At 68.6% G+C, this 25,046-nt stretch carries 24 protein-coding genes and 1 pseudogene; 13 read left to right on the forward strand and 12 right to left on the reverse strand.

Going from position 1 to position 25,046, the window contains the following annotated elements; translation table 11 throughout:
* Positions 1-530 precede the first annotated feature (530 nt).
* A complete protein-coding gene (locus KALB_RS09260; protein WP_025355440.1) occupies positions 531-1,007 on the forward strand; it encodes a hypothetical protein in 477 nt (158 codons plus the stop codon).
* Between the two features lie 384 nt (positions 1,008-1,391).
* Here the strand turns inward: KALB_RS09260 and KALB_RS09265 are convergent, their stop codons facing one another.
* The gene (locus KALB_RS09265) at positions 1,392-1,751 is read right to left on the reverse strand and encodes a TetR family transcriptional regulator C-terminal domain-containing protein (protein ID WP_201771899.1); all 360 of its coding nucleotides are present in this window, start codon (positions 1,749-1,751) and stop codon (positions 1,392-1,394) included.
* 110 nt (positions 1,752-1,861) lie between these two features.
* Between KALB_RS09265 and KALB_RS09270 the strand changes: the two genes are divergently transcribed.
* Positions 1,862-2,608: an SDR family NAD(P)-dependent oxidoreductase gene (locus tag KALB_RS09270; protein WP_025355441.1), complete on the forward strand. Its 747-nt coding sequence runs from the start codon at positions 1,862-1,864 to the stop codon at positions 2,606-2,608.
* 171 nt (positions 2,609-2,779) lie between these two features.
* On the opposite strand, the gene KALB_RS09275 is transcribed toward KALB_RS09270, so the two are convergent.
* A complete protein-coding gene (locus tag KALB_RS09275) occupies positions 2,780-5,596 on the reverse strand; it encodes an AfsR/SARP family transcriptional regulator (protein ID WP_025355442.1) in 2,817 nt (938 codons plus the stop codon).
* 145 nt (positions 5,597-5,741) lie between these two features.
* On the opposite strand from KALB_RS09275, the gene KALB_RS09280 reads away from it, so the two are divergent.
* Positions 5,742-6,125 (forward strand): phospholipase A2, encoded by a 384-nt coding sequence (locus KALB_RS09280; protein ID WP_025355443.1) that lies wholly within the window; start codon positions 5,742-5,744, stop codon positions 6,123-6,125.
* A 116-nt stretch (positions 6,126-6,241) separates the two neighbouring features.
* Here KALB_RS09280 and KALB_RS09285 read toward each other — a convergent pair whose 3' ends face one another.
* Complete coding sequence (locus tag KALB_RS09285; protein WP_025355444.1) at positions 6,242-6,460, reverse strand: helix-turn-helix transcriptional regulator; 219 nt, start codon at positions 6,458-6,460, stop codon at positions 6,242-6,244.
* An 11-nt stretch (positions 6,461-6,471) separates the two neighbouring features.
* Positions 6,472-6,879 carry a hypothetical protein gene (locus tag KALB_RS09290; protein WP_081789844.1) on the reverse strand — a complete coding sequence of 136 codons (408 nt, stop codon included), beginning with the start codon at positions 6,877-6,879 and terminating at the stop codon, positions 6,472-6,474.
* A 79-nt stretch (positions 6,880-6,958) separates the two neighbouring features.
* On the opposite strand from KALB_RS09290, the gene KALB_RS09295 reads away from it, so the two are divergent.
* From KALB_RS09295 to KALB_RS43740, 4 genes are all read left to right on the forward strand, one after another.
* Positions 6,959-8,200, forward strand: a complete 1,242-nt coding sequence (locus tag KALB_RS09295) for an alpha/beta hydrolase family protein (RefSeq protein WP_042220299.1) — start codon at positions 6,959-6,961, stop codon at positions 8,198-8,200.
* A 153-nt stretch (positions 8,201-8,353) separates the two neighbouring features.
* Positions 8,354-9,121 carry a Crp/Fnr family transcriptional regulator gene (locus KALB_RS09300; RefSeq protein WP_158510729.1) on the forward strand — a complete coding sequence of 256 codons (768 nt, stop codon included), beginning with the start codon at positions 8,354-8,356 and terminating at the stop codon, positions 9,119-9,121.
* Positions 9,122-9,293: 172 nt separating this feature from the next.
* A complete protein-coding gene (locus KALB_RS09305; RefSeq protein ID WP_148309410.1) occupies positions 9,294-10,283 on the forward strand; it encodes a hypothetical protein in 990 nt (329 codons plus the stop codon).
* 62 nt (positions 10,284-10,345) lie between these two features.
* Complete coding sequence (locus KALB_RS43740; protein ID WP_268872267.1) at positions 10,346-11,275, forward strand: TIR domain-containing protein; 930 nt, start codon at positions 10,346-10,348, stop codon at positions 11,273-11,275.
* Between the two features lie 24 nt (positions 11,276-11,299).
* On the opposite strand, the gene KALB_RS09320 is transcribed toward KALB_RS43740, so the two are convergent.
* The 6 genes from KALB_RS09320 to KALB_RS09345 all read right to left on the reverse strand — a co-directional run bounded on the left by KALB_RS09320 (position 11,300) and on the right by KALB_RS09345 (position 18,505).
* Complete coding sequence (locus KALB_RS09320) at positions 11,300-12,109, reverse strand: nucleotidyl cyclase domain-containing protein (RefSeq protein WP_025355449.1); 810 nt, start codon at positions 12,107-12,109, stop codon at positions 11,300-11,302.
* Positions 12,087-13,079 carry a hypothetical protein gene (locus KALB_RS09325; RefSeq protein ID WP_025355450.1) on the reverse strand — a complete coding sequence of 331 codons (993 nt, stop codon included), beginning with the start codon at positions 13,077-13,079 and terminating at the stop codon, positions 12,087-12,089. Before KALB_RS09325 ends, KALB_RS09320 begins: the two co-directional genes overlap by 23 nt.
* Complete coding sequence (locus KALB_RS09330; RefSeq protein WP_025355451.1) at positions 13,076-15,250, reverse strand: tetratricopeptide repeat protein; 2,175 nt, start codon at positions 15,248-15,250, stop codon at positions 13,076-13,078. Before KALB_RS09330 ends, KALB_RS09325 begins: the two co-directional genes overlap by 4 nt.
* A gap of 80 nt (positions 15,251-15,330) precedes the next feature.
* Positions 15,331-16,320, reverse strand: coding sequence for a TolB-like translocation protein (locus KALB_RS09335; protein ID WP_025355452.1), 990 nt, complete (start codon positions 16,318-16,320; stop codon positions 15,331-15,333).
* The gene (locus KALB_RS09340) at positions 16,317-17,570 is read right to left on the reverse strand and encodes an MFS transporter (protein ID WP_025355453.1); all 1,254 of its coding nucleotides are present in this window, start codon (positions 17,568-17,570) and stop codon (positions 16,317-16,319) included. The genes KALB_RS09335 and KALB_RS09340 overlap by 4 nt, the downstream gene beginning before the upstream one ends.
* Before the next feature lie 59 nt (positions 17,571-17,629).
* On the reverse strand, positions 17,630-18,505 hold the full coding sequence (locus KALB_RS09345; RefSeq protein WP_025355454.1) for an alkaline phosphatase family protein: 876 nt from the start codon (positions 18,503-18,505) through the stop codon (positions 17,630-17,632).
* Positions 18,506-18,881: 376 nt separating this feature from the next.
* Between KALB_RS09345 and KALB_RS09350 the strand changes: the two genes are divergently transcribed.
* The 5 genes from KALB_RS09350 to KALB_RS09370 all read left to right on the forward strand — a co-directional run bounded on the left by KALB_RS09350 (position 18,882) and on the right by KALB_RS09370 (position 21,836).
* On the forward strand, positions 18,882-20,120 hold the full coding sequence (locus tag KALB_RS09350; protein WP_025355455.1) for an MFS transporter: 1,239 nt from the start codon (positions 18,882-18,884) through the stop codon (positions 20,118-20,120).
* Positions 20,121-20,220: 100 nt separating this feature from the next.
* On the forward strand, positions 20,221-20,442 hold the full coding sequence (locus KALB_RS09355) for a hypothetical protein (protein WP_025355456.1): 222 nt from the start codon (positions 20,221-20,223) through the stop codon (positions 20,440-20,442).
* Positions 20,443-20,457: 15 nt separating this feature from the next.
* Positions 20,458-20,781, forward strand: coding sequence for a putative quinol monooxygenase (locus tag KALB_RS09360; RefSeq protein ID WP_025355457.1), 324 nt, complete (start codon positions 20,458-20,460; stop codon positions 20,779-20,781).
* Between the two features lie 281 nt (positions 20,782-21,062).
* A complete protein-coding gene (locus KALB_RS09365; RefSeq protein ID WP_025355458.1) occupies positions 21,063-21,428 on the forward strand; it encodes an RNHCP domain-containing protein in 366 nt (121 codons plus the stop codon).
* Positions 21,429-21,437: 9 nt separating this feature from the next.
* Positions 21,438-21,836 carry an RNHCP domain-containing protein gene (locus tag KALB_RS09370; protein ID WP_025355459.1) on the forward strand — a complete coding sequence of 133 codons (399 nt, stop codon included), beginning with the start codon at positions 21,438-21,440 and terminating at the stop codon, positions 21,834-21,836.
* 93 nt (positions 21,837-21,929) lie between these two features.
* Here KALB_RS09370 and KALB_RS09375 read toward each other — a convergent pair whose 3' ends face one another.
* Positions 21,930-23,600: an amidohydrolase family protein gene (locus KALB_RS09375; protein WP_158510730.1), complete on the reverse strand. Its 1,671-nt coding sequence runs from the start codon at positions 23,598-23,600 to the stop codon at positions 21,930-21,932.
* 10 nt (positions 23,601-23,610) lie between these two features.
* Positions 23,611-24,278, reverse strand: a pseudogene (locus KALB_RS50165) (VC0807 family protein).
* 95 nt (positions 24,279-24,373) lie between these two features.
* Between KALB_RS50165 and KALB_RS43750 the strand changes: the two are divergent.
* Positions 24,374-24,973 carry a TetR family transcriptional regulator gene (locus KALB_RS43750; protein WP_025355461.1) on the forward strand — a complete coding sequence of 200 codons (600 nt, stop codon included), beginning with the start codon at positions 24,374-24,376 and terminating at the stop codon, positions 24,971-24,973.
* Positions 24,974-25,046: the final 73 nt, after the last annotated feature.

Below are 25,046 nucleotides of genomic sequence, written 5' to 3' on the forward strand. Positions count from 1 at the left end.
TGACCCACCACCACATGCCCGTGCTGGCAAGCCTGGACCTGGTGACCGGGCTGCCCGTGGACCAACGGCAAGGCCGAACGGTTCAACCGGACCTGCAAATCGGTTTGCCTACGCCCGGGCCTGGACATCGAAGACCAACGGCTCGCGGCGTTGCCAGGGTGGGGGCCACTACAACACGCAATAACCTCACTCGGCACTGGCTGGCCACCCACCAGTCACCGCGCTAACCACATGAGCCACATGAGCCTCAACAACGTCACGAGTCAGTACAACTAGCGCAGGGTAGGTCGCCACCCTGGCCTTGGGGCCCGCGCGGACTTCGATCTGTTCAGCAAGCAGATCACGGCGAAGATCTTCTGCACCGGGGATGGAGCGCCCCACCAAAGTCTTCATCGCGAAGACCACCGCCGTTACAACGATCGGCGGTATCCCACTGTCACCCGTGCGGTGACTTCACACTAGGACAGGAACGGATAGACCATTGAGGCTGCAAGTTTAATTTTCTCCGAGCCCGTAAAGAGGAGTCCGCCATGACCAAAGCGCTGACCAAGGACGAACTGCGTCCGACGCATCCCCTCGTGCGGGCGGCCACGATAGTCAACCTGGGGCTCCAATTCGAGGTCAGTGAGCTGCAGAATTTCCTGGACCAGATCGGTAGTGACCGTGTGCCTCCGGCGATCGGTGCAACCGCGTCGGTCAAGATCGCGATCTGGGGCAAGGTGAGGTGCGAGCCGGACGGTCAGCCCTGGGTGTACGACACCACCATCTGGGGCGGACCGGCCTACTTCGGCGACGCGATAGGCTTGATGTACACGGCCTACGATTCCTGGAATGCGTTTTTCCAGAACGTCACCTCCGTGCATGTGCAAGGCGTCGCTTCTGGCGGAGGCATCCTGCAAATCAACTGGTTCAACCAGAGTGGCACCCCCGTTGGCCAGTTCAACGGTGCGGCTGCGGGCGTCGGTGCGCTCCAGGCGGGCGGTTCGGGTAAGTGGAGCCGCAAGTAGCCCGAGCCGACAGTTCCAAGGTGTTGTTTGGTGACACGCCGGGCGGGTCGCGGGATGGCGGATCACTCTCGACGGCGGTGATGTTCGCGGTCGGGAGTGGGGTGGCCAGTTTGGCTGAGCCGGTAAGGGCACGGCGTTTGACGCAGGACGATGCAGCCATGATTCGGTCCGTGTCCACCGGGCGATGGTCATCATGGCGGTCAGCGCCCGGGACGCCGGTCGCGGCTAGCACCCGTCTGGTCGGGGCGCACGGTGGTACCGCGGTGATCGCGGCGAAGGACCGCCGACCGGTTCCGAGGCCGCCGCATGACGGGCCTGGGTGAAGCGAGCCGAAGGTAGTCGGCCGACCGCAAGTGCGTCGTTGTTTCAGGCAGGTGGCCAGTTCTACAGAGCCGCGTCGGCCACTTGCTGGAGTTCGTCGCGACCGGCGCCACCGGCGGCTTGGACGGCGATGCCGTTCGAGACGGTCATGAGGTAGCGGGCGAGCAGTCCGGTGTCGGCACCCGAGGGCAGATCGCCCTCGTCGACGGCCCGCCGGAAACGGTCGCGCAGACGCGAGCAGGCTTCGTCGCGCCAGGCGGCCAAGGTGTCGCGGGCTGGCCGCCCGAGGTCGCCGGCGGCCAGCGACCCTTGCACGCCCAGACATCCGGCGGGGCAGTCGGGGCGGGTGGTCGCGCGGACCGAGCCGGAGAGAAACGCCGTGGCCACCTGCCGGGCGGTCGGCTCCTCCAGTGCCCGCGCCACGTGGGCGGCGGGGCCTTCGGCAGACGGTACCTCTTTCGGTACCGATCAGTCTGGAAGTGCTACGGTCGACTTCAGTACTGATCGATACTGAAGTTGAGGGAGTGCGGACCATGGGAACGCTCGAGGGCAAGACCGCCGTCGTCACCGGCGCCGCCACCGGGATCGGACAGGCCACCGCGGCACGTCTGGCGGCCGAGGGCGCGCACGTCTTCCTGACCGGCCGCCGCAAGGCCGAGTTGGACGCGGCCGCCGCGTCCATCGGGCCGGCGGCCACCGCGGTACCGGGTGACATCGCGGAGTCGGCCGACCTGGACCGGCTGTACGACGCGGTCCGCGCCCACGGCCGGGGCCTGGACGTGCTGTTCGCCAACGCGGGCGGAGCCTGGTTCGCGCCGCTGGAGCAGGCCACCGAGGAGCAGTACGACCAGACCTTCGGCATCAATGTCCGGGGGACATGGCTCACCGTGCAGAAGGCGTTGCCCCTGTTCAACGAGAGCGCGTCGGTGATCCTGAACGCCTCCATCCGCGCCGAGGACGGCTGGGAGAACTACGGCCTGTACTCGGCGTCGAAGGCCGCGATCCGGTCGCTGGCGCGAACCTGGGCCAACGAGCTGAGGAGCCGGGGCATCCGGGTCAACACGGTCTCGCCGGGCGCGATCGACACCCCGGGAATCGACCGGGTCGTCGGCGAGGAGCATGCGGCCACTGTCAAGGCGGAACTCGCCGCGGGAGTGCCGATCGGCCGGATGGGGCGCCCGGAGGAGGTCGCCGCCGCGGTGGCCTTCCTCGCCTCCGCCGACAGCAGCTTCATCCTCGGCGCGAATCTGGACATCGACGGCGGCGAGAACCAGTTCTGATCAGGGCATGCCGCGGCGTGTGGCGAGAAGGGCCGCACGCCGCCTCGGCCCCGCAGTGAACGTGGACCACTCCGAAGACTGACGGCTTTGAGCTCACCGTTGGCGCGCTTGAGTTCCGCGTTCTCCTCGCCCATCGACGGCGAATCGGACAGCTCGGGACTGCCTCGGGTCCTACCCGCGAGGTTCCGGCACTGCGGTGACGGCCTCGAGCTGGTCGAGTTCCCGCTGGACGATGTCGACCTGCCTACTGCGTTGCTGTGCCTGGTAGAGCTCCACGGCCTGCCGCCACGCGGTGCGGGCCCGCTCGTGGTTCCCGAGCGCGGTGTGGGTGTGCCCGAGCCGTTCGAGGGTTTGGGCCTCGCCATAGGTGAACCCGAGCGCGCGGCACAGGCCGAGTGCCTGTTCGTAGTGGTGCACGGCGTCGTCGTAGCGGCCGGTGCTGTGCGCGATGAAGCCCAGGCTGTCCTGGGTGTCGGCCTGACCAGCGCGGTGGTTGTGCCGCTGGAACAGTTCCAGGGCGTCCTCGCACGCCGACCTGGCCCGGTCGTACTCGCCAAGACGGGCGGACAACCAGCCCACCTCGCTCAGGGAACGCGCCTGGTACACCGCAGGACCGTGCTGCTGGAACATCTCCAGGGCGCGGACCGCGTGCTCGCGCGCGAGGTGGTCGTCCCCGCAGATCTCCTCGGCGATGGCAAGTGAGTGGTGCGCGTGTGCCTGTAGTCGCGGATCCCCGGCTTGTACTGCCAGCGCCAACGCCCGTCCCAAGTGCGTGACTGCTTCGGCGTGGCTGCCGAGCCTGGCGTGCGCACTGCCCAGGAATCGGCACGCCGTGGACTCCGCCGCGGTATCCCCCAGGTGCTGGGCAGAGGTGGCTCCGGCCAGCCACGTGGCCAGCTCCTCGTGCCGAAGCCCGCGCTGCTGGTGGAAAGTGTCGGTTGCCCACGCGAGCTGCCAGACCAGTTCGTGCCACCCCTGCCGCGCGGCCAGTTGCTGGGCGGCAAGCAGGTGCTGATGTTCCTGCTCGAACCAGGTCATCGCGGTGTGCCGGTCCACCAGGTCGTTGCTGTCCGCCGGGGCGACAGCCGTGATCGGATCGCGGTGTGGGTTGAGGACGCGGTCCGCGGCGAAGGCAGTGTGCGTGTAGTGCTCGACCAGTCGCAACAGCGCTTCATCCCGCTGCTGGGGTTGCAGTGGCTGCTCGGCGGCGTAGAGGCGGATGAGGTCGTGCATCCGGTAGCGGCCGTAGACTTGCTGCCGTAGCAAGGAAACCCGCTCCAGAGTACGCAGGCACCTCCTGGCCTGAGCGGGCGGCAGACCGGTGAGTGCTGCCGCGGCTGACAGGCTGATGTCAGCACCCGGCGCCAGTGCCAGCAGGCTGAGCACCGTTAGCTGGTCAGTGGTCAGGTCGGCGACCGACCAGGACAACACCGCGCGCACACTCGCCGCAGGGTCGCCCTCGTCCAGCACTCCGAGCCGGTTGGTCGCATCGCGCAGCTCCTCCGCCACCGTCGCCAGCGGGCAGTCAGCGTGTTCCTGTGCGCGGCCCGCCACGATGGTCAACGCCAAGGGCAGGCCCGCGCAGTGGAGAAGGAGTTGTGCCACGGCAGCTGGCTCGGCGCTCACCCGTTCGCGGCCCAGCCGGGAGGCCAGCAGCGTGCGGCCCTCGGAGCCAGTGAGCACCTCCACTGGCAGGCGGCGTGCGTTGTGCCCAGCGGCCAACCCGATCAGCTGGTCCCGGCTGGTGACCAGCACGGTGCAGGAACTGCCTCCTGGAAGCAGCGGAACCAACTGCGCTGTGTCGGCCGCGTTGTCCAGCACGAGCAGCATGCGCCTGGTGGCCAGCAGGCTGCGCAGCAGCGCCTCCCCGGCATGTGGATCGGTCGGCACCCGCGCCGCCGCGACACCGAGTGCGTCGAGGAACCCGCGTACGGCCGTCGCCGAGCACATCGGCTGGCCGTCGGGGCTGAACCCGCGCAGGTCCACGAACAGCTGCCCGTCCGGGAACCGGTGGAGGTTGCGATGTGCCCAGTGCAGGGCCAGGCAGGTCTTGCCGATGCCCCCGGCACCCACCAGTGCGATGACCGCCATCCCGGTCTCGTCGTCCATCGCGGCGGTGAGCTGGGTCAGTTCCTCCTCACGTCCGGCGAACCATGTTGGTGCGGCGGGCAACTGGCGGGGAACCGGGGGAGCGCCGTGCTGAGGAGTTGCCGAGTACTTGTCAGGCAGGGTGAGCTTGGGGTCTCCGGCGAGGATCTGCTGATGCAGTTGCCGCACCGGTTCACTCGGGTCGATACCCAACTCCTCGGCCAGCACTTGGCTGAGTGCGCGATATTCCTCCAGCGCCTCAGCCTGCCGCCCCGAGCGGTAGAGAGCGAGCATCCGCTGTGCCCAGAAGCGCTCGCGCAGTGGGTGCGCGATGACCAACTCACCGAGTTCACCGACCAGTTCCTGGTGCAGTCCGCGCCGCAGATCCAGGTCGAAGCGCAGTTCCAGGGCCGCCAGACGCCGCTCCACGAGCACGGGGACGACCTCGGCGTGCAGCTTGTCCGAGGGCAAGTCCAGCAACGGGTCGCCGCGCCACAGCCCTAGACTCGTCTCGATCAACGCCCCGGCTTGATCGAGGTCCCCCGAGTCGGCGAACTCCCTGGCACGGCGCATCGATCGCTGGAATTGGTGCAGGTCCACCTGGTTCTCGTCGACGGCCGCCAGGTAGCCCTCCGGGCGGGTGACGATCAGGTCGGCACCGGTGTCACCGAGCGCACGCCGCAACCGCATGACGTAGTTGCGCAGGGTCGCCCGCGCGCCGTCCGGCGGTGCCTCACCCCACAACCGGTCCACCAGTTCGCCCGCTGGGACAACACGGCCCGGTGTCAGCAGCAGGGAGCCGAGCACCACGCGCTGCTTGGGCGCGGGGACCGGAACCACTTCGCCGTCTCGCACCACTTCGAGCCCCCCGAGAAGGCGGAAGTCCCACACCCTGCTCATGCGCCCCCTTACCGGCCACTCCGTTCGGTAACCGTGCCACAGCGGTGCGGGACAGTCGAGAGACCCGCCCGAGACACAGACGTCACGGGTGAAAGCCATTCTGTGTCCAGTTCGACACCGGCAATTTCTTGAAAAAGGGGGAATAATGCTCAGGAAGACGGCTGCCGCGGCAGGGGTCATCGCTTTCGGGCTGCTCGTGGTCGGCGCCGGATCGGCTCAGGCTCAGGAAGTGCCGAGCGCCCGGATGGCGATCGCTGGTGATGGCTGCACGAATGCGCCAGACAACTACGGGGAGGCCAACTTCCGTCCGGCCTGCGACGCGCACGACAACTGCTACAGCGCGGGGAGCCCGTTTTCCCGGCTGACCTGCGACCAGGTGCTCCTGTACGACCTGACTCAGGCATGCGACAACACCTACAGTGCCATCAACCCGTTGCGTTACAGCTGCGAAGGGGTCGCCGGGGGCTACTACAACGCGGTGCGGACATTCGGGCGCTCGCACTACGAGGGATCTGGCGACCCGTCATGAGGAATGCGAACGAGCGATCGCCACTCCCAAGACCTGGAAGATCCTGGCCAAGCTGTGCTGCTGCAATCCTGCACGACATCGAATCGAACCGCTGTACCGGCTGAAAAGACTCACTGTCAGGCCGGGTCGCCCGTGGTTTCCGTCCGGTCGGGACGGAAGATTTCCTCGATGGTCAGGCCGAAGACGTCGGCGATGGTGAACGCCAGAGGCAGGCTGGGGTCGTACCGCTCGGTTTCGATGGCGTTGATGGCCTGCCGGGAGACCTGGCACCGGTCGGCCAGGTCGGCCTGGCTCCACCGGCGAGCTGCGCGCAGTTCGCGTAGCCGGTTCTTCACAGATGTCCCCTTCAGTGGTGGAAGCGGGTGCGCAGGTCCGCAATCAGCAGCCAGATTGCCACACCACCGAGGAGGAGCAGTTGTGCGAGCTGATGGAGCTGGATGATGCCCGCGGCATCGAGCAGGGTAGCCACTTGCAGCCCCACGAGGACCGCGGCGAACGCGATGGCCATGCTCTCCAACTGAATCTTGCGCAGGTATTCGTCCGCGCGCAGGAATGCCCGCAGCAGCACCCAGACCACCGCGAGGGTGAAGGCGGTGGCGATCGCGATCCACCAGGCCTTCTGGGCGGTGCTCTGATCGGGGTTGCTGCCCAGGGCCAGGGCGATCACGCCCAACGTGGTCACGGGTATGCCGTCGATGAGCACAGCGCGGCGGGCCGCACGCGTCACTTGATCTTTCCGTACCTCGTCTGCCATGCGATGAATGTAAGCCTCCCCTTCCATAGTGTCAAGCAACCTTGACTTCATGTAAGGGGAGGCTTACATTTTGGCGACGGTGAACGAGAGACGACTCCTGAGCCGCCGAGCGCTGCTCGGTACCGCCGCGGCGTCAGCCATCGCTTCCGTCTCGGTGGCCATCGCGCCATCCGCCCAGGCGCGACCCGCCGCGGACCCGCTGGTCGCCGCCAACCCCACGCCGACTCCGGTGCGGCTTACCCTGCCCGCACCAACCGGTCCGCATCCCCTGGGCACGGCCTCGTTTCACCTGGTCGACCAGGCACGCGTCGATCCCTGGCAGGATTCCCGCCCGGCTCGGGAACTCATGATCCAGCTCTGGTACCCGGCACTCGCCGCCGATGGCCACCCGGCCGCGCCGTGGATGTCACCTGGCGCCGCCGCCTTCTTCGAGCAGGGGCAGGGCATCCCGTCCGGGACACTGCTGCTGCCGGTCACGCACGCCCACCTGGCCGCACCGGTGGACCGCGGCCGGTGCGGGAGGCCGGTCCTCCTGTACTCGCCGGGCCTGCGCAGCGACCGCAGCCTCGGCACCGCTCTGATCGAGGAACTGGCCAGCCACGGCTACCTGGTCGTGGCCATCGACCACACCTACGACGCCGACCAGGTCGAGTTTCCCGGCGGCCGGGTGGAAACCTTCGCCATTACCGGCGACATCGACAACGCCCTGATCGCCAAGGCCCTCGCGGTGCGCACCGCGGACACCCGGTTCGTGCTGGACCAGCTCACCGCGCTCAACTCCGGACACAACACCGACGTCGGACGGCAAACCCTGCCACCCACCCTCGCCGGCGCGTTCGACCTGTCCCGCGTCGGCATACTCGGCCACTCCCTCGGTGGCGCCACAGCCGCCGCGGCCATCCGCGCCGACCGACGCCTGCGGGCCGGCGTCAACCTGGACGGCAGCCTCCTGCCACCTGTCACCGCGGGCACCGAGCGCCCCTTCCTTCTCTTCGGCAGCGACCCCGGCCCAGGCTCGGAGGATCCCAGCTGGGATCAGTTCTGGGCCAGCCAGTACGGCTGGAAACGCGAACTGGCCCTCATCGGTTGCACCCACATCTCGTTCACCGACCTGGAAACGCTGCTACCCCAGGCCGCGCCCATCCTGGGGTTGACGCCTAGCCAGGTGACGCAAGCAATCGGCACCCTCGACCCGCACCGCGCCATCCACGCGCAACGCGACTACGTACGAGCATTCTTCGACCTTCATCTACGCCACCTCGACAACCACCTGCTCCAGCGCCCCTCACCCCGCTACCCGCAGATCCGGTTTCTCCGATGAGGCACCGGCCGTGGTGTCGCCTGCGCTGACCACATCCGTGACGGCGAGCAGCCGCAGCATGCTCTGAATTGAACGGTGTGGTCGACGGGCGGATGTGTTGCTGGAGAGTGTGTTCGCGGAGGGCGCGAACCGTGTCGGCCTTCGATACGGGTGTTGCGTCCGCACGTGTGCGGGCGATGTGCTTCGTGGCCTTGTCCGTCGGCGAACGGGATGAGCGTGGCAGGCACACACTCGGCGGCTTCGGTGACGAGTGAGCACCGAGTCGGCAGCTTCTGGCGCAGCCTCACTGAGCAGGAACGGGTGGCACTCACGGCCGAGGGTACGGTGCGGCGGTTCGTGAAGGGCACAGTGTTGATCAATTTCGCTGCCAGTGACAGGTGGGCCGCGGTCCTGCACCAGGGACGGGTGCGGGTGATCGGTTCTGACGGTGTCCGGGTCATCGCGATGAGGTCTGCGGGGGACATCGTCGGTGAGCAGGCGTTGCTCGACCGGAAGGCGCGGTCCGCCACGGTGCTCGCGGACACCAACGTCCAAGCGCTGCTGCTGGAGCCCACCGCCTGGGAGCGCGTGTTCCAACGTCATCCGCGGATCCTGCGAGTGCTGTGCGGGGTGGTGTCCGAGCGCCTGCGCGAGGCCGATCGCAGCCTGGCGGAGCAGACCGACGACGCCTTCACCAAGGTAGTGCTGCACCTGCTGCGGGTGGCGGAGAAGTCCTCGTCCAGCGGCGCGCGAGCCGTGTCGGTGAACATCGGTTCACAGGAAGAGCTGGGCAAGCTGCTTGCGGTGTCAAGGGAATCTGTCGTGAGGGCGCTACAGAGGTTGAGAACTGAGGGTGTCGTCCTGACACGTCGCGGCGTGGTGACGATCCGTGACCTCGGAGCACTCCGCGGGGAAGTGCGAGGTAACGAGTCGGGGCGGTAGTGCCGCACGTGACGCAGATGGCACGTGGTTGCGGCCTTGGGCGGTGTTGCACTGGTGCACGTGGCGGAGGGCACCGCAGCGGCCCGCTCACCTGGCGTACGGCCGAACGCCAGGCACCGGTTCACCGGCGGCCGCATTCGCCACTGGGCATCACGGACACGTGGAGCGTGCGATGGTTGAAGACGAGCTGGCATCTTCTGTGGTCTGGGCGCTTTCCCAGTACCTGACTCGCAAGGCCGAGATTGGCGCCAAGGCGTATGACGCGCAGTTGGAGGATCTGCTCAGTCAGCTCGAGGCCAAGCTGTCGATCCCCTACCTGGCCGAGGTGTTCGAGCGTTTCAAGGAAAACCCTGCCGACCAGGTCGAGGTCGACGTACTCCGGCTGAACCTCGCCCGAGAGATCCGGGACGATCCGGCCTTCGCACAGCAGTTGAGCTTGACACTCGGAGGTCGCACGGTGAGCGAGCTGAAGTCCGGTGACACCAGGAAGCGGTGGCTAGGCATTGCCGCTGTTGTTGTCGCACTGCCGGTGGCCTTCGTGCTGGGGCGCTCCACCAGCTCTACGCCAGCGGCGTTGCCGGAAACGACAAAGGTGAACGCGGCCACCTCGACCGCGGCCCCGGTCACCACCACCACGGCCACGTCGACTACCTCCTCCAGCGCCCCGTCCACCACCGCGGCGACTCCCGGAGTTCCCGGTGATGGCGGGACCCTGGCCAAGGGGGCACCCGTTCTGCTCTCCGATCTGCCCCGCCCCAACGACAAGTGGACTTTCCAGTACGGCGACCACGACGTGCAGTTGACCCAGTACCAGAGTTCGCTGTGGAGCACGCTGACCACGTGCAACAGCGACTACTACAGCGGGACGCAGCAGTTTCGCCTGAAGAACTTCAGCCGCATCGAGGTCAAGGCGGTGGGCACCGATTCCACCTCCGACCCGGGATTGGCCGTCAAGTTCGAGATCTTCGTCAACAACGACACCATTCACCCCGTCGCCACAGCGCTGGTCAATCCCGGCGAGGCGAAGCCGCTGGCCGCTGACCTGCCGGCCAACACCTTCGCCCTGACGCTGCGGTCCTCCCTGACCACGGTGGACAAGACGGTCTGCCGGAAGGGCAACGCCGTCTGGGGATCGCCGTACGCGGTCGCATCCGGAAGCTGACGGGTGCTCCCGCTGCCGAACCGCGTTGACTGTGAGGAGAAGAAGCCATCATAGACATCTTCATCAACTTCAGGGTTGGCGACGCCCAGGACAGCGCCGTGCTGATCGACCAGAAGCTGTGTCGGCACTTCGGCGAGGACGCTGTCTTCCGCTCGAGCCGTTCGATCTCACCAGCCACGTTGTTCGACCCGGAACTGCTGAAGGCGGTGAACGAGAGTGCGGTGGTCCTGGTCGTGATCGGGCCCAACTGGCTGACCGTTTCCAGGGATGGCGAGCAGCGGATATTCGCTCCGGCGGACTGGGTTCGCACCGAGATCGAGATCGCCACGGCGGGCAACAAATCGATCATCCCGATCCTCGTCGGTGAGGTCACCATGCCCCTCGCGAAGGATTTGCCGCCTACGATCAGCTCCTTGGCCAGTCGACAGTACGTCCGCCTCCACCACCGTTCGGCCGAGCGCGATCTCACGCACATCGTCGACGCGGTCCGGGAGAAGCTCGCCGACCGCGAGCGGGGTGTGAAGCTTCCCAAGGCGACGAACTCGGTGCTGTTGACCAGTCTGGGGGTGACCCAGAGATCCGCTGACATCAAGTTGGGCGCTGCTGACATCAACGGCCGTCACTACAGCGACAGCATCGTCTACCAGTGCCGCGACTTCGCGCACGAACCGCAGGGTTCCATCAGCTTCAACCTGGGCATGAACTACCGCAAGCTCGAAGTGACCGCAGGCGTCCTGGACAACGCCGCTGACCCGGGACAGACCGGGGTGTTCCAGGTCATCACGGACGGACAGGTGCGCAAGGAGGTCACCGTCCGGCAGGGGCAGCCGCAGAACCTGACCATCGATGTCTCTGACGTCCTCAACCTCCGGTTGCTCGTCTACCGTCCTGGCACGACCGTGCACCCGATGCTCGCGGGGGCCCGCCTGATGGGCGGGCAGTCCAACTACCTGCCGGAACTGGCTTGGGGGAAGCCAGTTCTGCACCCGTGACACCGATGCCTGGCGGGGGACGGCTCAGCGGTCGTCCCCGGTGTGCAGGCCGCCGTGGAGGTGACCGACCTGGATCGCCGTTCCGCCGTGCGTCCCGGTCATGATGTTGGTGACCCCGCCGCGTCGCCGCGGCGGCCCGACCTGCTCGGCGGTGACCGCGTCCTGCTGGTGGTCGCCCAGCCCCCGGTCCAACAGTTCGCCACTGGGGTTGGGCACGTAGAGGTAGACGGTGCCGGTGAACTCCTTGACCTGGACCGGGGTCGGCACCACCCGGGACAGCGGGAGCGTGGAGTAGCCGCTGGCGACCACGTCCTCGAACACCCGCTGGGACAGCGCCACCGAGAGGAAGGTCTGGTCGGGGTCGGACCTGGTGAGCAGTGCGCGCACCGGGGCGGCGTCCAGCAGTCGGTGCGTGGTGATCACCGTGTTGCCGACGACCGCGGTCATGCCGTCCGGGTCCGGCTCGCGGACCGGTCCGACGTTGAGGCTGGCGCGCATGCGCAGTCGCAGGCCGTGCCCGCGCAGTTGGCGGTGCCGCTCCGCGAGGATGTCCTGGAGGGTGTCGAGGACCTTGCTGACCACGGCGGGCAGGTGTCGAGTGGGGAATCCGATGCCGAAGCCGTCCCCCGTGTTGTGCGGGAACAGTGCCTGCGACCAGACGTTGCCGAGCCCGGCCCGCTCGAAGGCACGCGCGAGCACATCGGGGATGATCTCGGCGAGCCGCTGCTGCCCAGGGTCGGAGTTGCTGCCGAACTCCTTGGTGTCGACGACGAGCACCGCACGGTAGGGCGGTAGTTCAGCCGGTTCGTCCTCAGTGGACTGATGGTCGGACATGCGTTTCCTCGCTCCTCTTCGGAGTTGCCCACGTCATTCTCGCGTGCACCACGGGGTCGCTGGGCATGGCGACAGCCCGGTCCTGGCCGAGGACCAGGCACCGCAGATCGGTGTCATGCTCCAACGTGGGTGGTGTGCCCAGCAGGACCGCGCCCACTGCCACGAGGAAGGTCCTGGTCACCGCATCACTGCCCTTCTTGGTGACCGGCGCCTGGTAGAGCAGGTACCGCGCGTTCTGCCAGGCGGCGACATCGTCCCGTGCCGCGCCGGCCAGCAGCGAGATCGCCGCGCTGAACATGACCGCGCGCGCCTCGTTCTCGGCGGACACGAGGTAGACCGGTTCACCGCCGGTCTCGATCTGGCTGGTGTCCGCACCACGTTGAGCTATCCGGGTGAGCAGGTCCCGCGCGAGGCGCTGCGCGGCTTCTCCCCGCACCAGGCGGTTTCCCCGCACGCACGCCCCGTCGGGCAGCGCCACGGGGTTGTCCAGGACGTCGCCGCGCACCCCTAGGCGGCGGAACCTGTCGATCGCCGCATCGCCGTACGCGAGCATGGTCCGGTGTGCTGGCGTGTCCCGTCCGCCGCGGAACGTGCGGGTTGCCGCGTCCCACGTGGCCCCGGCGCGGAGCCGTCCGATGTAGCCGATCCGATCGTAGTTCAGGCCGTGGCCGGCGATGGTCGCGCGGAACCGCTCGGCGTCCAGCGGGATGCCGCGGCCGATGCGCCCCGGTGCTCGTAACGCGAGCTCGTAGCGCCACTGGATCAGGTCGGCGTGCACGGCCCGGAGCAGCTCTGTGCGCTCCGAGGTCCCTGCGGTGTGCCAGCGTGCCGACAGCCGTTCGCGCATCGCTTCCGCGGCCTCAGCCTGCATGCTGGCGAACCCGCGAACCCTTTTCACCTCTGACTGGTCAGCCGAGCGCAGAGCGAGCAGCGGTGTGGGGAAGTTGGCCGGGCCAATGGTGGCGGTCATTGCGATCCTCGAGGGGTTTCGGTGTCCACGCCCTGTGGGAGCGCGTCAAGTCTGTCCCGGACACGCGCCGCGTCGGCCTCGCGAACCCCGGAGTCGAGCAGCTCCAACGCCCTGCGCCAAGCCAACCGCGCCTCGACGGGATCGGCGAGTTCGGCGTGTACCTCGCCCAGCCGTTCGAGTGTGTTGGCCTGGTGGTAGGGGTTTGTTCCGTCGAACAGGAGAATCGCCTGCTCATAGTGAGCCAGGGCGTCGCGGTACCGGCCGGTGCGCTGAGCGAGGTAGCCCAGACTGTCCAAAGTGGTTGCTTCCCCCTCGCGGTCGTGGCGTTGCCGGTAGAGAGCGAGTGCGGCCGCACAGTGTTCGCGGGCCTCCTCGTAGCGCCCCAGTTTCGTTTCGTACAGGCACATCAGGTCAAGCGCGTCCGCCTCGTTGCCTGGCGAGTCGGCCTCCCGGTACAACGTGCGGGCCTGCAACGCCTGGGCCAGGGCCTGCTGGTGCTCGCCGCCGCGTTCCCGCGCCCGTGCGAGGGCTCGGTGCGCGTGCGCCCGTTCGACGGGATCCCCGGCCTGATCGAGTAGTTCGAGGGCGTGGTTGAGGTGCTCGAAGGAGCGTTCCAAGTCCCCGATCCTGGTACACGCGGCACCGAGCAGCCGGTGGGCGGTCGCCACTGCGGCGGTGTCGCCGATGGACTGTGCCGCTGACACCGCAGCGCTCCACCCGGCTACTTGGTCGTGGAAGTGCCCGCGACGCCAGCGGTAGGTGTGCAACGACCAGGTGAGCTGCCACACGGTGCTGTGCCAACCACGCTCGGCGGCGACCTGCTGGACCCCTACGGTGCAGCGGTGCTCGGCGATGAACCACGCCAACGCCGAATCCCTGTCGTCAAAGGCCTCCGGGCGGCTTCCGGTGGCGGGTTCGTCGAGCGCGATGGGTACCCGGTTGCCGTCCAGCATGCGATCGCCCGTGTAGGCGGAATGCAGGTAGTAGTCGGCCAACCGCCGCAGCGCAGCGTGCTGGAGCTCCGGTGACTGGTGGGCTCGCGCCTGTTGCGCGGCGTAGAGGTGGATGAGGTCGTGCATTCGCCAGCGACCGGGCAGGTGCTCGCCGACCAGTGACGCGCGCTCCAGTTCCCGCATCAGTGCCCGCACGGCGGTGGTGTCCAGTCCGGTCAGGGCACGAGCCGCGCCGAGTCCCACGTCCGGGGTCGGGATGAGGCCGATGAACCCGAACAGCTCAGCGGTGTCCGGGCTGAGTGCCTTGTATGACAGGGAAAGCAGGCTCGTGAGCGTGGTCGAGGGGTCGCCGGTGTCCAATGCGCTCAACCGGGTCGTGGCCTCCTTGAGTTCAGCGGCCACCACCGTGAGCGGGAAGTCGGTGTGCGTTGCCAGTCGGCCAGCCACCACGGCGAGTGCGAGGGGGAGCCCGGCGCAGTAGTCGAGCAGCTCACGCAGGGCCTCGCGGTCGGCTTCCACTCGGCCGTCGCCAAGCCTTTGAACGAGCAGTTCGTGTGCCTCCCGCGTGGACAGTTCCTCCAAGGCCACCCGAACCGCGCCGAACGAGGAGTGCAGGCCCTCCATTCGATCACGACTGGTGACCAGGACCGCGCAGGTTCGGGTGCCTGGCAGCAGGGCCGCGACCTGGGCGGTGTCCCGGGCGTTGTCGAACACGATCAGCATCCGCCGATCCGCCACCAGGCTCCGGTAGCGGCCGACCAGAGCGTCGAAGTCCGTCGGCATCGACCTGTGGTCGGCACCGAGCGCGTCGAGCAGTACGCGCACGGCGGCCGCGGGCTGCTCAACCGCGCCCTGTCCTCGCAGGTCCACGTACAGCTGGCCGTCGGGGAACAGGTCCACGTTGCTGTGCGCCCAGCGCAGGGCGAGGCTTGTCTTGCCGATACCACCTGTGCCGACGATCGTGATGATCGGGAACTCCCGGACCGCGCACCACGCGGTGTTCAGCTCCAGGAGTTCCTTGCCCCTGCCGGTGAACCAGGTCGGTGCTGGCGGGAGCTGCCGTGGGCGCGGTGCGGGGGGCGTCGCGTGCAGGCGGATGTCGCCGTTGATGGTCCCCGCCTGAATCACGGGGCCGGTGGCATGCGCGCCGAGTTCGTTGTGGACGGCCTCCGTGGGTTCCGCCCTGCTCCTCCGCCTGCGCGCCTGTCTGGTCGCCATGACCCCGCCCCTCGTGTCCGGTGATCGTTCACGGTAGCGATCCAGGGCGCTCCTCCGACAGCGCTGATCGGCGGAGCTGGTTACCCCAGCGCCGCCGGGGACTCGGCGTCGGGGATCAACAGGCGGGGCTGGCCGGTGCCGTCGGAGGGCACGGACCAGACGTCGGAGTTACCGGTGCCGCGGGGCAGGCCGTAGCCGACCGTGTGGGCGTCGAGCCAGGCGGCCTGGTCGTCGATGCTGCGGGCCTCGGCGAGCGGGGTGACGGCGTTGGTGGCGAGGTCGAGCACGGACAGCCGCCAACCGCGCGCGGGATCACCGTCCACAGCGGACTTGAAGGCCAGCCGGGTGCCGTCGGGGGACAGGGACGGGCACTCCACGTTCTCGCGCAGGGCGCGCACGGTGTGGGCGGCGGCGTCGCCCTGGACGAGGTAGCGGCGCCCGGCGGTGGACATGGTGGCGTAGAACAGGTTGTCGTCACGGGTGAAGGTGACGCCCCAGAAGTTCAGGTCGGCGGCCTGGTACGGCTTGCCGTCGAGGGTGACGGCGTAGTCCTCCAGCGTGCCGGTGATCTCCCCGGTGCGGGTGTCCAGGAAGCCCGCTCGGGTGGAGAACATCCCGCCGTTGTAGGAGTCCCCGGTCACGAACACGGTCCAGGCGAGCATGCGGCCGCTGGCGGACACGCGGGCGCGGTTGGGCAGGCCGACCAACGGGATCTCGCGCTGATCTGCGAGTTGCGCGTCGAGGGCGACGAGTTGGTACGTGGTGAGGCCGCTGTCCTGGCGCAGGCACAGCCCGGTGCCGCCGGCGGCGTACACGCGGACGCAGGACACGGGGGCCACTGCGCGCGGGCCACCGGGGTCGGTCGCGGACACGCTCGCGATGTGACCGCGGTCGGACTGTGCCGTGCTGCGGAACAGGATGCGCGGCCCTGGGGTGAGCGTGACGGCACCGGTACCGGCGGCGACGGCGTCCCGGTTGCGCGCGGCGGCCAGTCCGACGTAGACGACTCCGGCCGTGACCAGTGCGAGGACCCCGGCGACGGCGATCAGGACGCGGGTGCGGTTGTTCACGAGGTGGCCTTCCTGGAGTTCAGCAGTACCAAGGTGATCAGCACGGCGAGCACCGTCCCGCCCGCGGCGAACACCGTTGCCGTGCCCGCGCCCCAGAACTGCCAGGCAAGTCCGAACAGGACGGACGAGGCGAAGTAGGACAGCGCCTGTCCGGTCTGGATGAGCGCGATCCCCGTGGTGCGCAAGGACTCGGGCAGCACGGGACCCGCCAGCGCCATGAGCACCCCGTCGGTGGCGGCGTAGAACCCACCGTAGAGCGCGAGCGAGAGCACGAGCAGCGGCCAGCCCGACACCGGACCGGCGAGCAGCAGGTACACGACGGTCAGCGCACCGTAGCCGCCGAGCACCACCGGCAGCCGACCGACCCGGTCCGCCAGTACACCCAGTGGCGCGGCCAGCAGCAGGTACATGAGGTTGGTGCCGACGGCCAGCAGCGGGAACCACCCGCTGGCGATGTCCTCCTTGCGCTGCAACAACAAGTAGACGAAGCCGTCGCCGATGGTCGCGGCGCCGAGCACGCAGGCGGCCAGCAACAACCGGCGCACGCCGGATCCGCGCAGCAGGCCGAAGGCGGCCCGTAGCGAGACCGAACCGGTGGCAGGGGCAGGGGTCTGCCGGTCGCGGACGAACAGCACGAGCAGCAGCAACCCGACGCAGGCGATGCAGAAGCTGGTGAAGAACACGGCGTTGAAGCCCTCGGTGCCCGCGGCCGACCCGACCAGCCCGAGTACGCCGAGCGCGACCAGCGGACCGGCGAACGCACCTGCGCTGTCCATCGCGCGGTGCACGCCGAAGGCCCTGCCGAGCACGGATTCGGGTGCGGACAAGGTGATCAGTGCGTCGCGTGGCGCCGTGCGCAGCCCCTTTCCCGTGCGGTCCAAGGTGATCACGGCGCCGATCGCCGCCGTCGAGGAGCCCGCCGCGAGCAGGCCGAGCTTGGCCACCGCCGACAGCGCGTAGCCGATCCCGGCCACGGTCTTGCGCCTGCGCACCCGGTCGGCGAGGTAGCCGCCGACCAGTCGCAGCAGGGCGGTCGCCCCGGTGTAGAGGCCGTCGACCAGGCCGTACACGGCGGGGCTCAGGTGCAGCCCGAGCACCAGGTAGATCGGCAGGACCGCGGTGACCATTTCGGAGGAGATGTCGGTGACCAGGCTGACCGAGCCCAGTGCGAGCACGTTCGCGCCGACCGCCGCGAGCTTGCGCCGGGACACCGGTCCGCTGTCGCGGCGCCCGATGGTGGACAGGTACATGTGCGCCGCCTCTCTGCGGCCCGTGGGCACGCCGGGTGCGGCGTGCCCACGGGGTCAGGTCACTGCCAGACGTCGAGGATCGGGGACTTGCTCGCCGCGTTGTTGATGCCCGGGAGGCCGTAGGACGCCTCGATGGTGCGCAGCACGGTGTAGTGGTTGATGGATTCGCTGTAGGTGCCCGTCTGCACGTGTGCGCCGACGAACGTGGTGAAGATCTGGTTGACCGAGGTGCCGCTGTCCTCGTCGAAGGTGACGATCAGCAGGCTGTTGTGGGTCTTGGCCCACTGCGCGTAGCCGTCGAGGTTGTTGTGCAGCCAGGTGTCCCCGGTGCCGATCGAGCAGTCGTGCATGTCGTTGCACATGTTCGGGGTCACGAAGGCCACTGTGGGCAGTTGGGTGTAGTCACTGGGGAAGGCGGTGTACCGCAGGTTGCTCGCCGCGGGCACGTTGCTGAAGTCCACCCAGCTGTTGTGCTTGCGCCGGTAGTCACCGCTGGAGCAGCCGGTGTAGCCGTCGGAAGGCATGGACTCGGAGTAGCCCGTGAAGGTGCGACCCGCGCCGATCAGCTGCTGGCCGAGGTTGCTCACCGAGCCGAGGTTGGCCGGGCAGGTGTCGTCGGTGACCCCCTGCGTCGCGCCGGAGAACAGTGCGACGTAGTTGGGCTGGCTGGGGTGGGTGATCGCGAAGGAGTTGCTGAACTTCGCGCCCTGACCGGCCAGCGAGTTGAAGTAGGGGGCACTGGAGCTGCCGTTGATGGAGGAGTACTTCTTGTTCTCGAACATCACCAGCACGATGTGGTCGAAGGTCGGCACCGAGCTGGCCGCGGTCTGCACCGCCGGGTCGGCCGGGCCGTCCTGTGCCACGACCGCGCCGACCGCGCCCGCGGCGGCCAGCAGTGCTGCCGCGGCGGCGGCCACGAGTCTCTTGCGCAGCATCAATCCTCCTGTGGTGGGGGACAAGGGCGGTTCATGATGGGGAGCGGTTGGGGACGCGCCGTGTCCTCCCGGCGGACGGTCAGTGCTGCACACATGAACAGCAGGAGATCGCCCGACTGGCCCAGTCAGGCGTCCCGTTTGAGGCTTGCGGACCTGTGATCAGGCAGTACTTCGGGAAAGTACCAATCTGGAACTTCAAGGTATGACCGCTGTGGGGGCGCCGCCCGGCCGGAGATCGGCCCGGTGGGCGTGGAGGGCTCGCTGGCGGCGTGGTGGCTCCCATGTACCGCGAGCTGGTTCGCGCGCACATTGGTCTGATCAATTGATAAATAATTGGATCTGATGCTGGGCCAATCTGCTGCCTAGTGTCGGCTCCATGCACAGCAGGATCCTTCCGCCCCAGGGGCCGTCCAGAGTTCTGGCGCTGGCGCAGCTGACCAACTCGGTCGGTGACGGCGCGTACTACGTGTGCTCGGCGCTGTACTTCACGCTGGTCGTCGGCCTGTCCCCGGAGCAGGTCGGGCTCGGGCTGACCCTGGCCTGGGCGGTCGGCTCGGTTGCGGGCGTCGCGCTCGGACACCTCGCCGACCGCCTCGGGCCGCGAGGCGTGGCGGTGCTGTTGGCCGTGGCGACCTCGCTGGCGGTCGGGTCCTTCCTCTTCGTCCGGTCCTTCGAGATGTTCCTGCCGATGGCCTGCGTGTACGCGAGCTGCCAGTGCGGGCTCGCCGCGGCGAGGCAGGCGCTGCTCGCCGGGCTGGTGGCCGGCGAGGCGCGTACGGAGATCCGCGCGCACATGCAGTCCACGACCAACGCGGGTCTGGCCGTCGGCGCGGCGATCGGCGGTCTTGCCCTGCACTTGGGCACCAGGGAGGCGTTCCTGGCGGCGTTTGCCATCGATGCGACGAGCTTCGCACTGGCAGCGCTGGTGATCCGCCGGTTGCCGGTGGTGCCGCCCGCGCCCAAGGTCGCCGGTGAACCGGCCATCGCTGTGCTGCGGGACCGCCCCTACGCCGTGATCACCTTGCTGAACACGGTGCTGCTGCTGAACATGCCGCTGCTCAGCCTGATCATTCCACTGTGGATCGTGCAGCGCACCCAGGCGCCGACCTGGATGGTCTCCAGCCTGCTCGTGCTCAACACGCTCAGTGTGGTGCTGTTCCAGGTCCGGGTGGCCCGCCGGGTCCGCGGGCTGGGCAGCGCCTCACGACTGCTGCGCCGTGCCGGTGCGGTGATGTTCCTGGCCTGCCTGGTGTTCGCCCTGTCCTCGGTGGGCACCTCGCCGTGGACCGCTGCCGCGGCGCTGCTGGTCGGCGGCGGCCTTCAGGTGGTCGGCGAGATGGTGCAGGCCTCCGCCAGCTGGCAGATCAGCTTCACCCTGGCCCCGGCCGACAAGCAGGGGCAGTACCAGGGCTTCTTCGGCTCCGGCGTGGCGATCGCCAGGATGCTCGGACCGCTGCTGCTGACCACGGTGGTCCTCACCTGGGGCGTGCCGGGCTGGCTGCTGCTGGGCGGCCTGTTCGTGCTGGCCTCCACCGCGATGGGGCCCGCGGTGCGCTGGGCGCAGCGGGTCGCTGCCAGGGGCCCTGCGATCGAGGTGAGCCCTGTGCGAGCATGATCGATGTGGGCACGATCGTTCCGCTTGGTGAGCCCCGTTCCGCATTGCGCAACGGGGCTCTGGCGTGCGTGCGTGTGCCCACCACCGAGAGAGCCGTGCGGTGACCGGAGTCCTGCTGTTCGGCCTCGCGACCACGGTGCTCGGCGCCGTCTGTACCGTGTCGCTGCTCGCACTGCGTTCCGCCTTGCGCAACACCCCGCCCGAGGAGGTGCCGGAGTGCGTCCGGCGCCGGGTGGAGTGGTGGCGCGTGCGACTCGTGCCCGCGCTCTGGCTCAGTTCTACGCTGCTGGTGATCGGTGTGCTCGCACTGGCCCGTGCCTGAAGGAGATGCCTCGTCATGATCTTCATCGTCGTCAAGTTCACCGTCCGCCCCGAGCACAGCGAGGGCTGGCTGGACCTGGTCGCCGACTTCACCCGCGCCACCCGTGAGGAGCCGGGCAACCTGTTCTTCGAGTGGTCCAAGAGCGTGGAGGTGCCCAACCAGTACGTGCTGGTCGAGGGCTTCGCCTCGGAGGAGGCCGGGGTGGAGCACGTGAACTCCGAGCACTTCAAGCAGGCCATGGCCACGATGCCCCAGGCGCTCGCGAGCACGCCGGAGATCATCAACGTGCAGGCCCCGGTGGACGGCTGGGGCCCGATGGGCGAGCTCAAGCCCGCCTGAGCCCAGTCGCGGGGGCGGTTCGCGCGGTGCGGGCCGCCCCCAGTAATTCGTTCGCGCACCCGGCAACGGCGTTGTTAGCGTGCGCGGGTCCACCTCAGCCGCACACTGGGCCTGAACAGCCCGAGAGAGCAGTGGTTTATGACCCGGGTCAAGTCGAGCGCTCCTCGTCGCACCGCGTAGTACCGCCGGTGCGCTGGTCCCTGCGCGCTCGCACCACGGACCTGAAGAGGACCGCTCGAACTCCAGCCATCGTGTCCGACCTCGTGGCGAGGAGAATCCGGGTGTCCACCACCAACACCAGTTCCCACCGGCAGACCGAGACGTTCACCTGTGTGCGCTGCGGCCTGACCGTGACCAAGTTCGGCCCCGACGGCGGCCGTCGCAACCACTGCCCGAGTTGCCTGCACTCCCAGCACGTGCACGACCACGTGGCCGGTGGTCTGTCCGACTGCCAGTCGCGGATGATCCCGATCTCCATCGCGGTGCTGCGCAACGGGGACTGGATGATCATCCACCGCTGCACGCGCTGCGACGAGCTGACCTCCAACGCGATCTGCGGTGACGACAACCAACTGATCCTGATGCGCATGGCGGTCCGCCCGCTGGCCCAGCCCCCGTTCCCGCTCGAAGCCTTCGGCGACCTGTAAGGGGGACCTGTGCCACGACGCAAGCCGCAACGACAGAAACCGCAGCGGCACAAGGAGGTCCTGCGCGGAGCGGGCGACGCGTTCCGCTGCGTCGGCTGTCGGCTCGACGTGCCGCTGGCGGCACCGGGCACGGCGCACCGCAACCACTGCCCGAGCTGCCTGACCAGCCTGCACGTGGACCACCGCGTGCCCGGCGACCGGGCATCGGGGTGCCGCGGCCGGATGACGGCGCTGAGCCTGTCCGTGCGCGGGGACGGGGAGTGGGTGCTGATCCACCACTGCCTGTCCTGCGGGGAACTCAGCGCCAACCGGGTCGCCGGTGACGACAACGCGCTGGTGCTGGTGCAGCTGGCGCTCAGACCGTTGTCGGACAGTCGAATGCCGGTGCGGGCACTGCTCGCGCTGTGAACGGTGGCTTCGTGGTCACGCCTGCGCGGGCGTGACCACGAAGCTGTCCACATGGGACAGAACCGTGTCCAGTGCCACCAGCAACGGGGTCACCTAGCGCCGCACCTGGGTCAGCGGCGATCCGCCCTGGATCGCAGCCCGCACGGCCAGTTCACTGGCCAGTGACCCGCCCGCGCAGTTGCGCTGCTCCTGCAACGCCACTGCCATGTCCCGCCAGGTGCGCAGGTCCACCGGTCCGAACGCGCTCAGCGACAGGGTGTGCCGCTGGAACTCGGTGCCCACTGGGACCGGCACGACCACCGGCGGCTTGAGCGGGTAGCCCGCATCGAGCGAGGCCGCCAGCACGCAGGGCTGATCCGCACGTACGGTCAGCGTGATCTCCTTGCTGTCACTGAGATTCGTGCCATCCTCCGCGTCGCTGATGGTGTAGCTGGTGCCCGCGAAGCAGACCTGCCACCCTGCGGAGGGCTGGACCTCCGTGTCCACGCACAGGCTTTCGGGTCGCATTGTCAGCACTGCCCTGGAACTGCCGTCCGTCAACGGCTTCCAGCGGTCGGTGGGCAAGGGACCGCTGGGGTGTGCCGGTCGGGTCGACAGCCGCGACTCGATCCGCTCCAGCCGCGCGCGCCACACGTCGTGGCGTACCGGCTCGCCTGCCACCCACACTCCGCGGATCCGCCTGGTGTGCCTGACGTCCGCAGTCGGGTTCCCGTGCACCAGCAGCAGATCCGCGCGCAGTCCCGGGGCGATTCGGCCTCGGTCGGCCAGCCCGAACACCTCGGCCGGTGCGGAGGTGGCCGACCGCAGGGCCTCGGTCGGAGTGAGCCCCGACTCCACGAGCAGCGCCAGTTCGTGGTGCAGGCTGGCACCGTGTGCCGTGCCCGGCATGCCCGCGTCCGTCCCGGCCAGGATCCGCACTCCCTGGTCGCGGGCGGCGCGAACGTTTGCCTGCGCCGTCTCATAGCGCCAGGTGTCGGGCAGCCGCCAGCCCTGCGCGAGGTTCTCCCGCGCGTCCGGGCAGAGCAGCGGCCGCAGGTCCGGGTCGTCCAGCACCTCGGGGCGCTTCCCGGCGAAGAACCCGCTGTGCAGGGTCGCCAACGTGGTGACCAGCACGCCGTCGGTCAGCACCGCACTCGCCTCGTCCACCGGCACGTGCATCAGCACGTCGGCGCCGGCGACCCGGGCGATCGCGGCGTCGGCGGCCACCGTGGCGTGTGCCACTGCCAGCACGCCGCGCTCGTGTGCCGCACTGACCAGGGCGGCTACGACCTCGGGCCGCAGGCTGCTCTCCGCGCCGTGCACGGCGTCGCAGATGATCTTGATGTAGCTCGCGCCGTGCGCCAGCTGGTCCTCGACGAAACCCCGTGCCTGCTCGGGTTCGGTCAGCACGGGCGTGCCGATACCGAACTCCGTGCCGTGGCCGTGCGGTGCTGTGGCGGGGAACACTGCCGTCCGGGTGTCGGCGACCGGCCCGACCCCGGGCACGCCGGTGGTCCACTGCCTGGCCAGTTCGGGTGGGCTGAACATGTCCAGCGTGGTGGTCACGCCGAACACGGCGCTCTCCGTCGTGGCGGTGGCCGCCCACAGGTGTACGTGTGAGTCGATCAGGCCCGGCAGCAGCGTCTGGCCCGTGCCATCGATGACCGTTGCCCGGTAAGGGATGGGCGCTGTGCTGACCTTGGCGACCACTCCGTCGCGGACCAGCACGTGGCGGCCGGGTAGCAGGTCTGTGCTGTCGAACACGTCGACACTGGTGAACAACAACACGGTGTCCTCACACGGATTCGGCGGCGGCACGGCGGGCTTCGCCCGCGCGGCGGCCGTAACTGGTGGTCCAGGTCATGAGGGCGACCAGCAACACGCCGGTCAGCGCGGGGGACAGCGCCGCGGCGGTGTCCAGGGAGACGGCGCCCACCAGCACCACGCGGGTGGCCGCCTCGACCAGCAGGCCCAGGCCCCAGGTGGTGGTCATCACCCGCATGCAGCGGCGGAACAGCGGCGCCGACCAGGAGGTGTTCCACTCGGCGACCTGTTCCGGGTCGTTGTCGTGCGTGGCGAACGGCCGGACCAGGTGGAACATCAGTGGGCGCGGCAGCAGCAGGCTCGCCAGCATGGCCAGGCCGAACAGCCCGGTGTAGGCGAGTCCTTGGCCACGCCGAACCTCGGGTCACCGGTGACCCCGGTCAGCGCCGCGCCGACCACCATGCCCGCGATCACGCACAGGGCCACGGCGTTGACCTTGCGGGTGGTGATCAGCACGAATCCGGTCCAGGCGGCGCCGACCAGGGTGGAGATCAGCAGAGCCTGGCCGGTGCTCAGCCCGAAGTTTCCTTGCAGTGCGAAGAACACCACCGGGCTCAGCGCGACGTCGATGGTCAGCTGCACCTGCCAGGGCAGTCCGGTGCGTCGTTGTGCGGTCATCTCGGTCTCCTCTCGACCCATCTGGAGGAGATCGCAGTCTCGATTGAGACTCAAGTATCAGTTTGTCGTCGAGTCTTATTAGAGACGCAAGTCTCAGTACTTGCTAGACTGGTGCTGTGACCGCAGAGAGCACGAGCCCGCAGCTCGGGCTGCGCGAGCGCAAGAAGCTGCTGGCCAAGCAGGCCTTGGAGCGGGCGGCCTTCGAGCTGTTCGAGCAGAAGGGCTTCGACGCCACCACCGTCGAGGACATCGCCGCCCTGGCCCAGGTCTCGCGAGCGAGCTTCTTCCGCTACTTCAGCGCCAAGGAGGACGTGCTCGCCAACGAGGACGCGCAGCGCCGTGCCGCCTTCATGGCCACGCTCGCCGCCCGCACCGACGAACCGGTGCTCGTCGTGCTGCGCGACGCCGTGCACGCGCACATCGCGGGCATGGACGTGCTGGAGCGGCAACGGGTACTCGCCTACACCCGCGTCATGATCGGCTCACGGACCTTGCTGGGGCAGGCCTACGAGATCCGCATCCAGTGGCTGCGCGAACTGGAGCTGCTGCTGCGCGCACGCCTTGCCGGGCGGGTGGACCTGGAGATGCTCGCCCCCATGCTGGCCGACGTGACCATGAGCGTGCTGGAGACTGCCATGCGGCTGGCCAGCATCAACCCCGAGCTGGACTTCGACGAGGTGATCGACAGCGGCTTCGCCCTGCTCCGGCCGTTGTGATGGCGAACACCGCTGCGTCATGAAGGTGCCCTTTGGGGCGTTGAGCGTCGTGAAGGGCACCTTTGGGACGCGC

Origin of the sequence: Kutzneria viridogrisea DSM 43870 (assembly GCF_000525635.1) — a bacterium.
In the GTDB taxonomy this organism is placed as follows: domain Bacteria; phylum Actinomycetota; class Actinomycetes; order Mycobacteriales; family Pseudonocardiaceae; genus Kutzneria; species Kutzneria viridogrisea.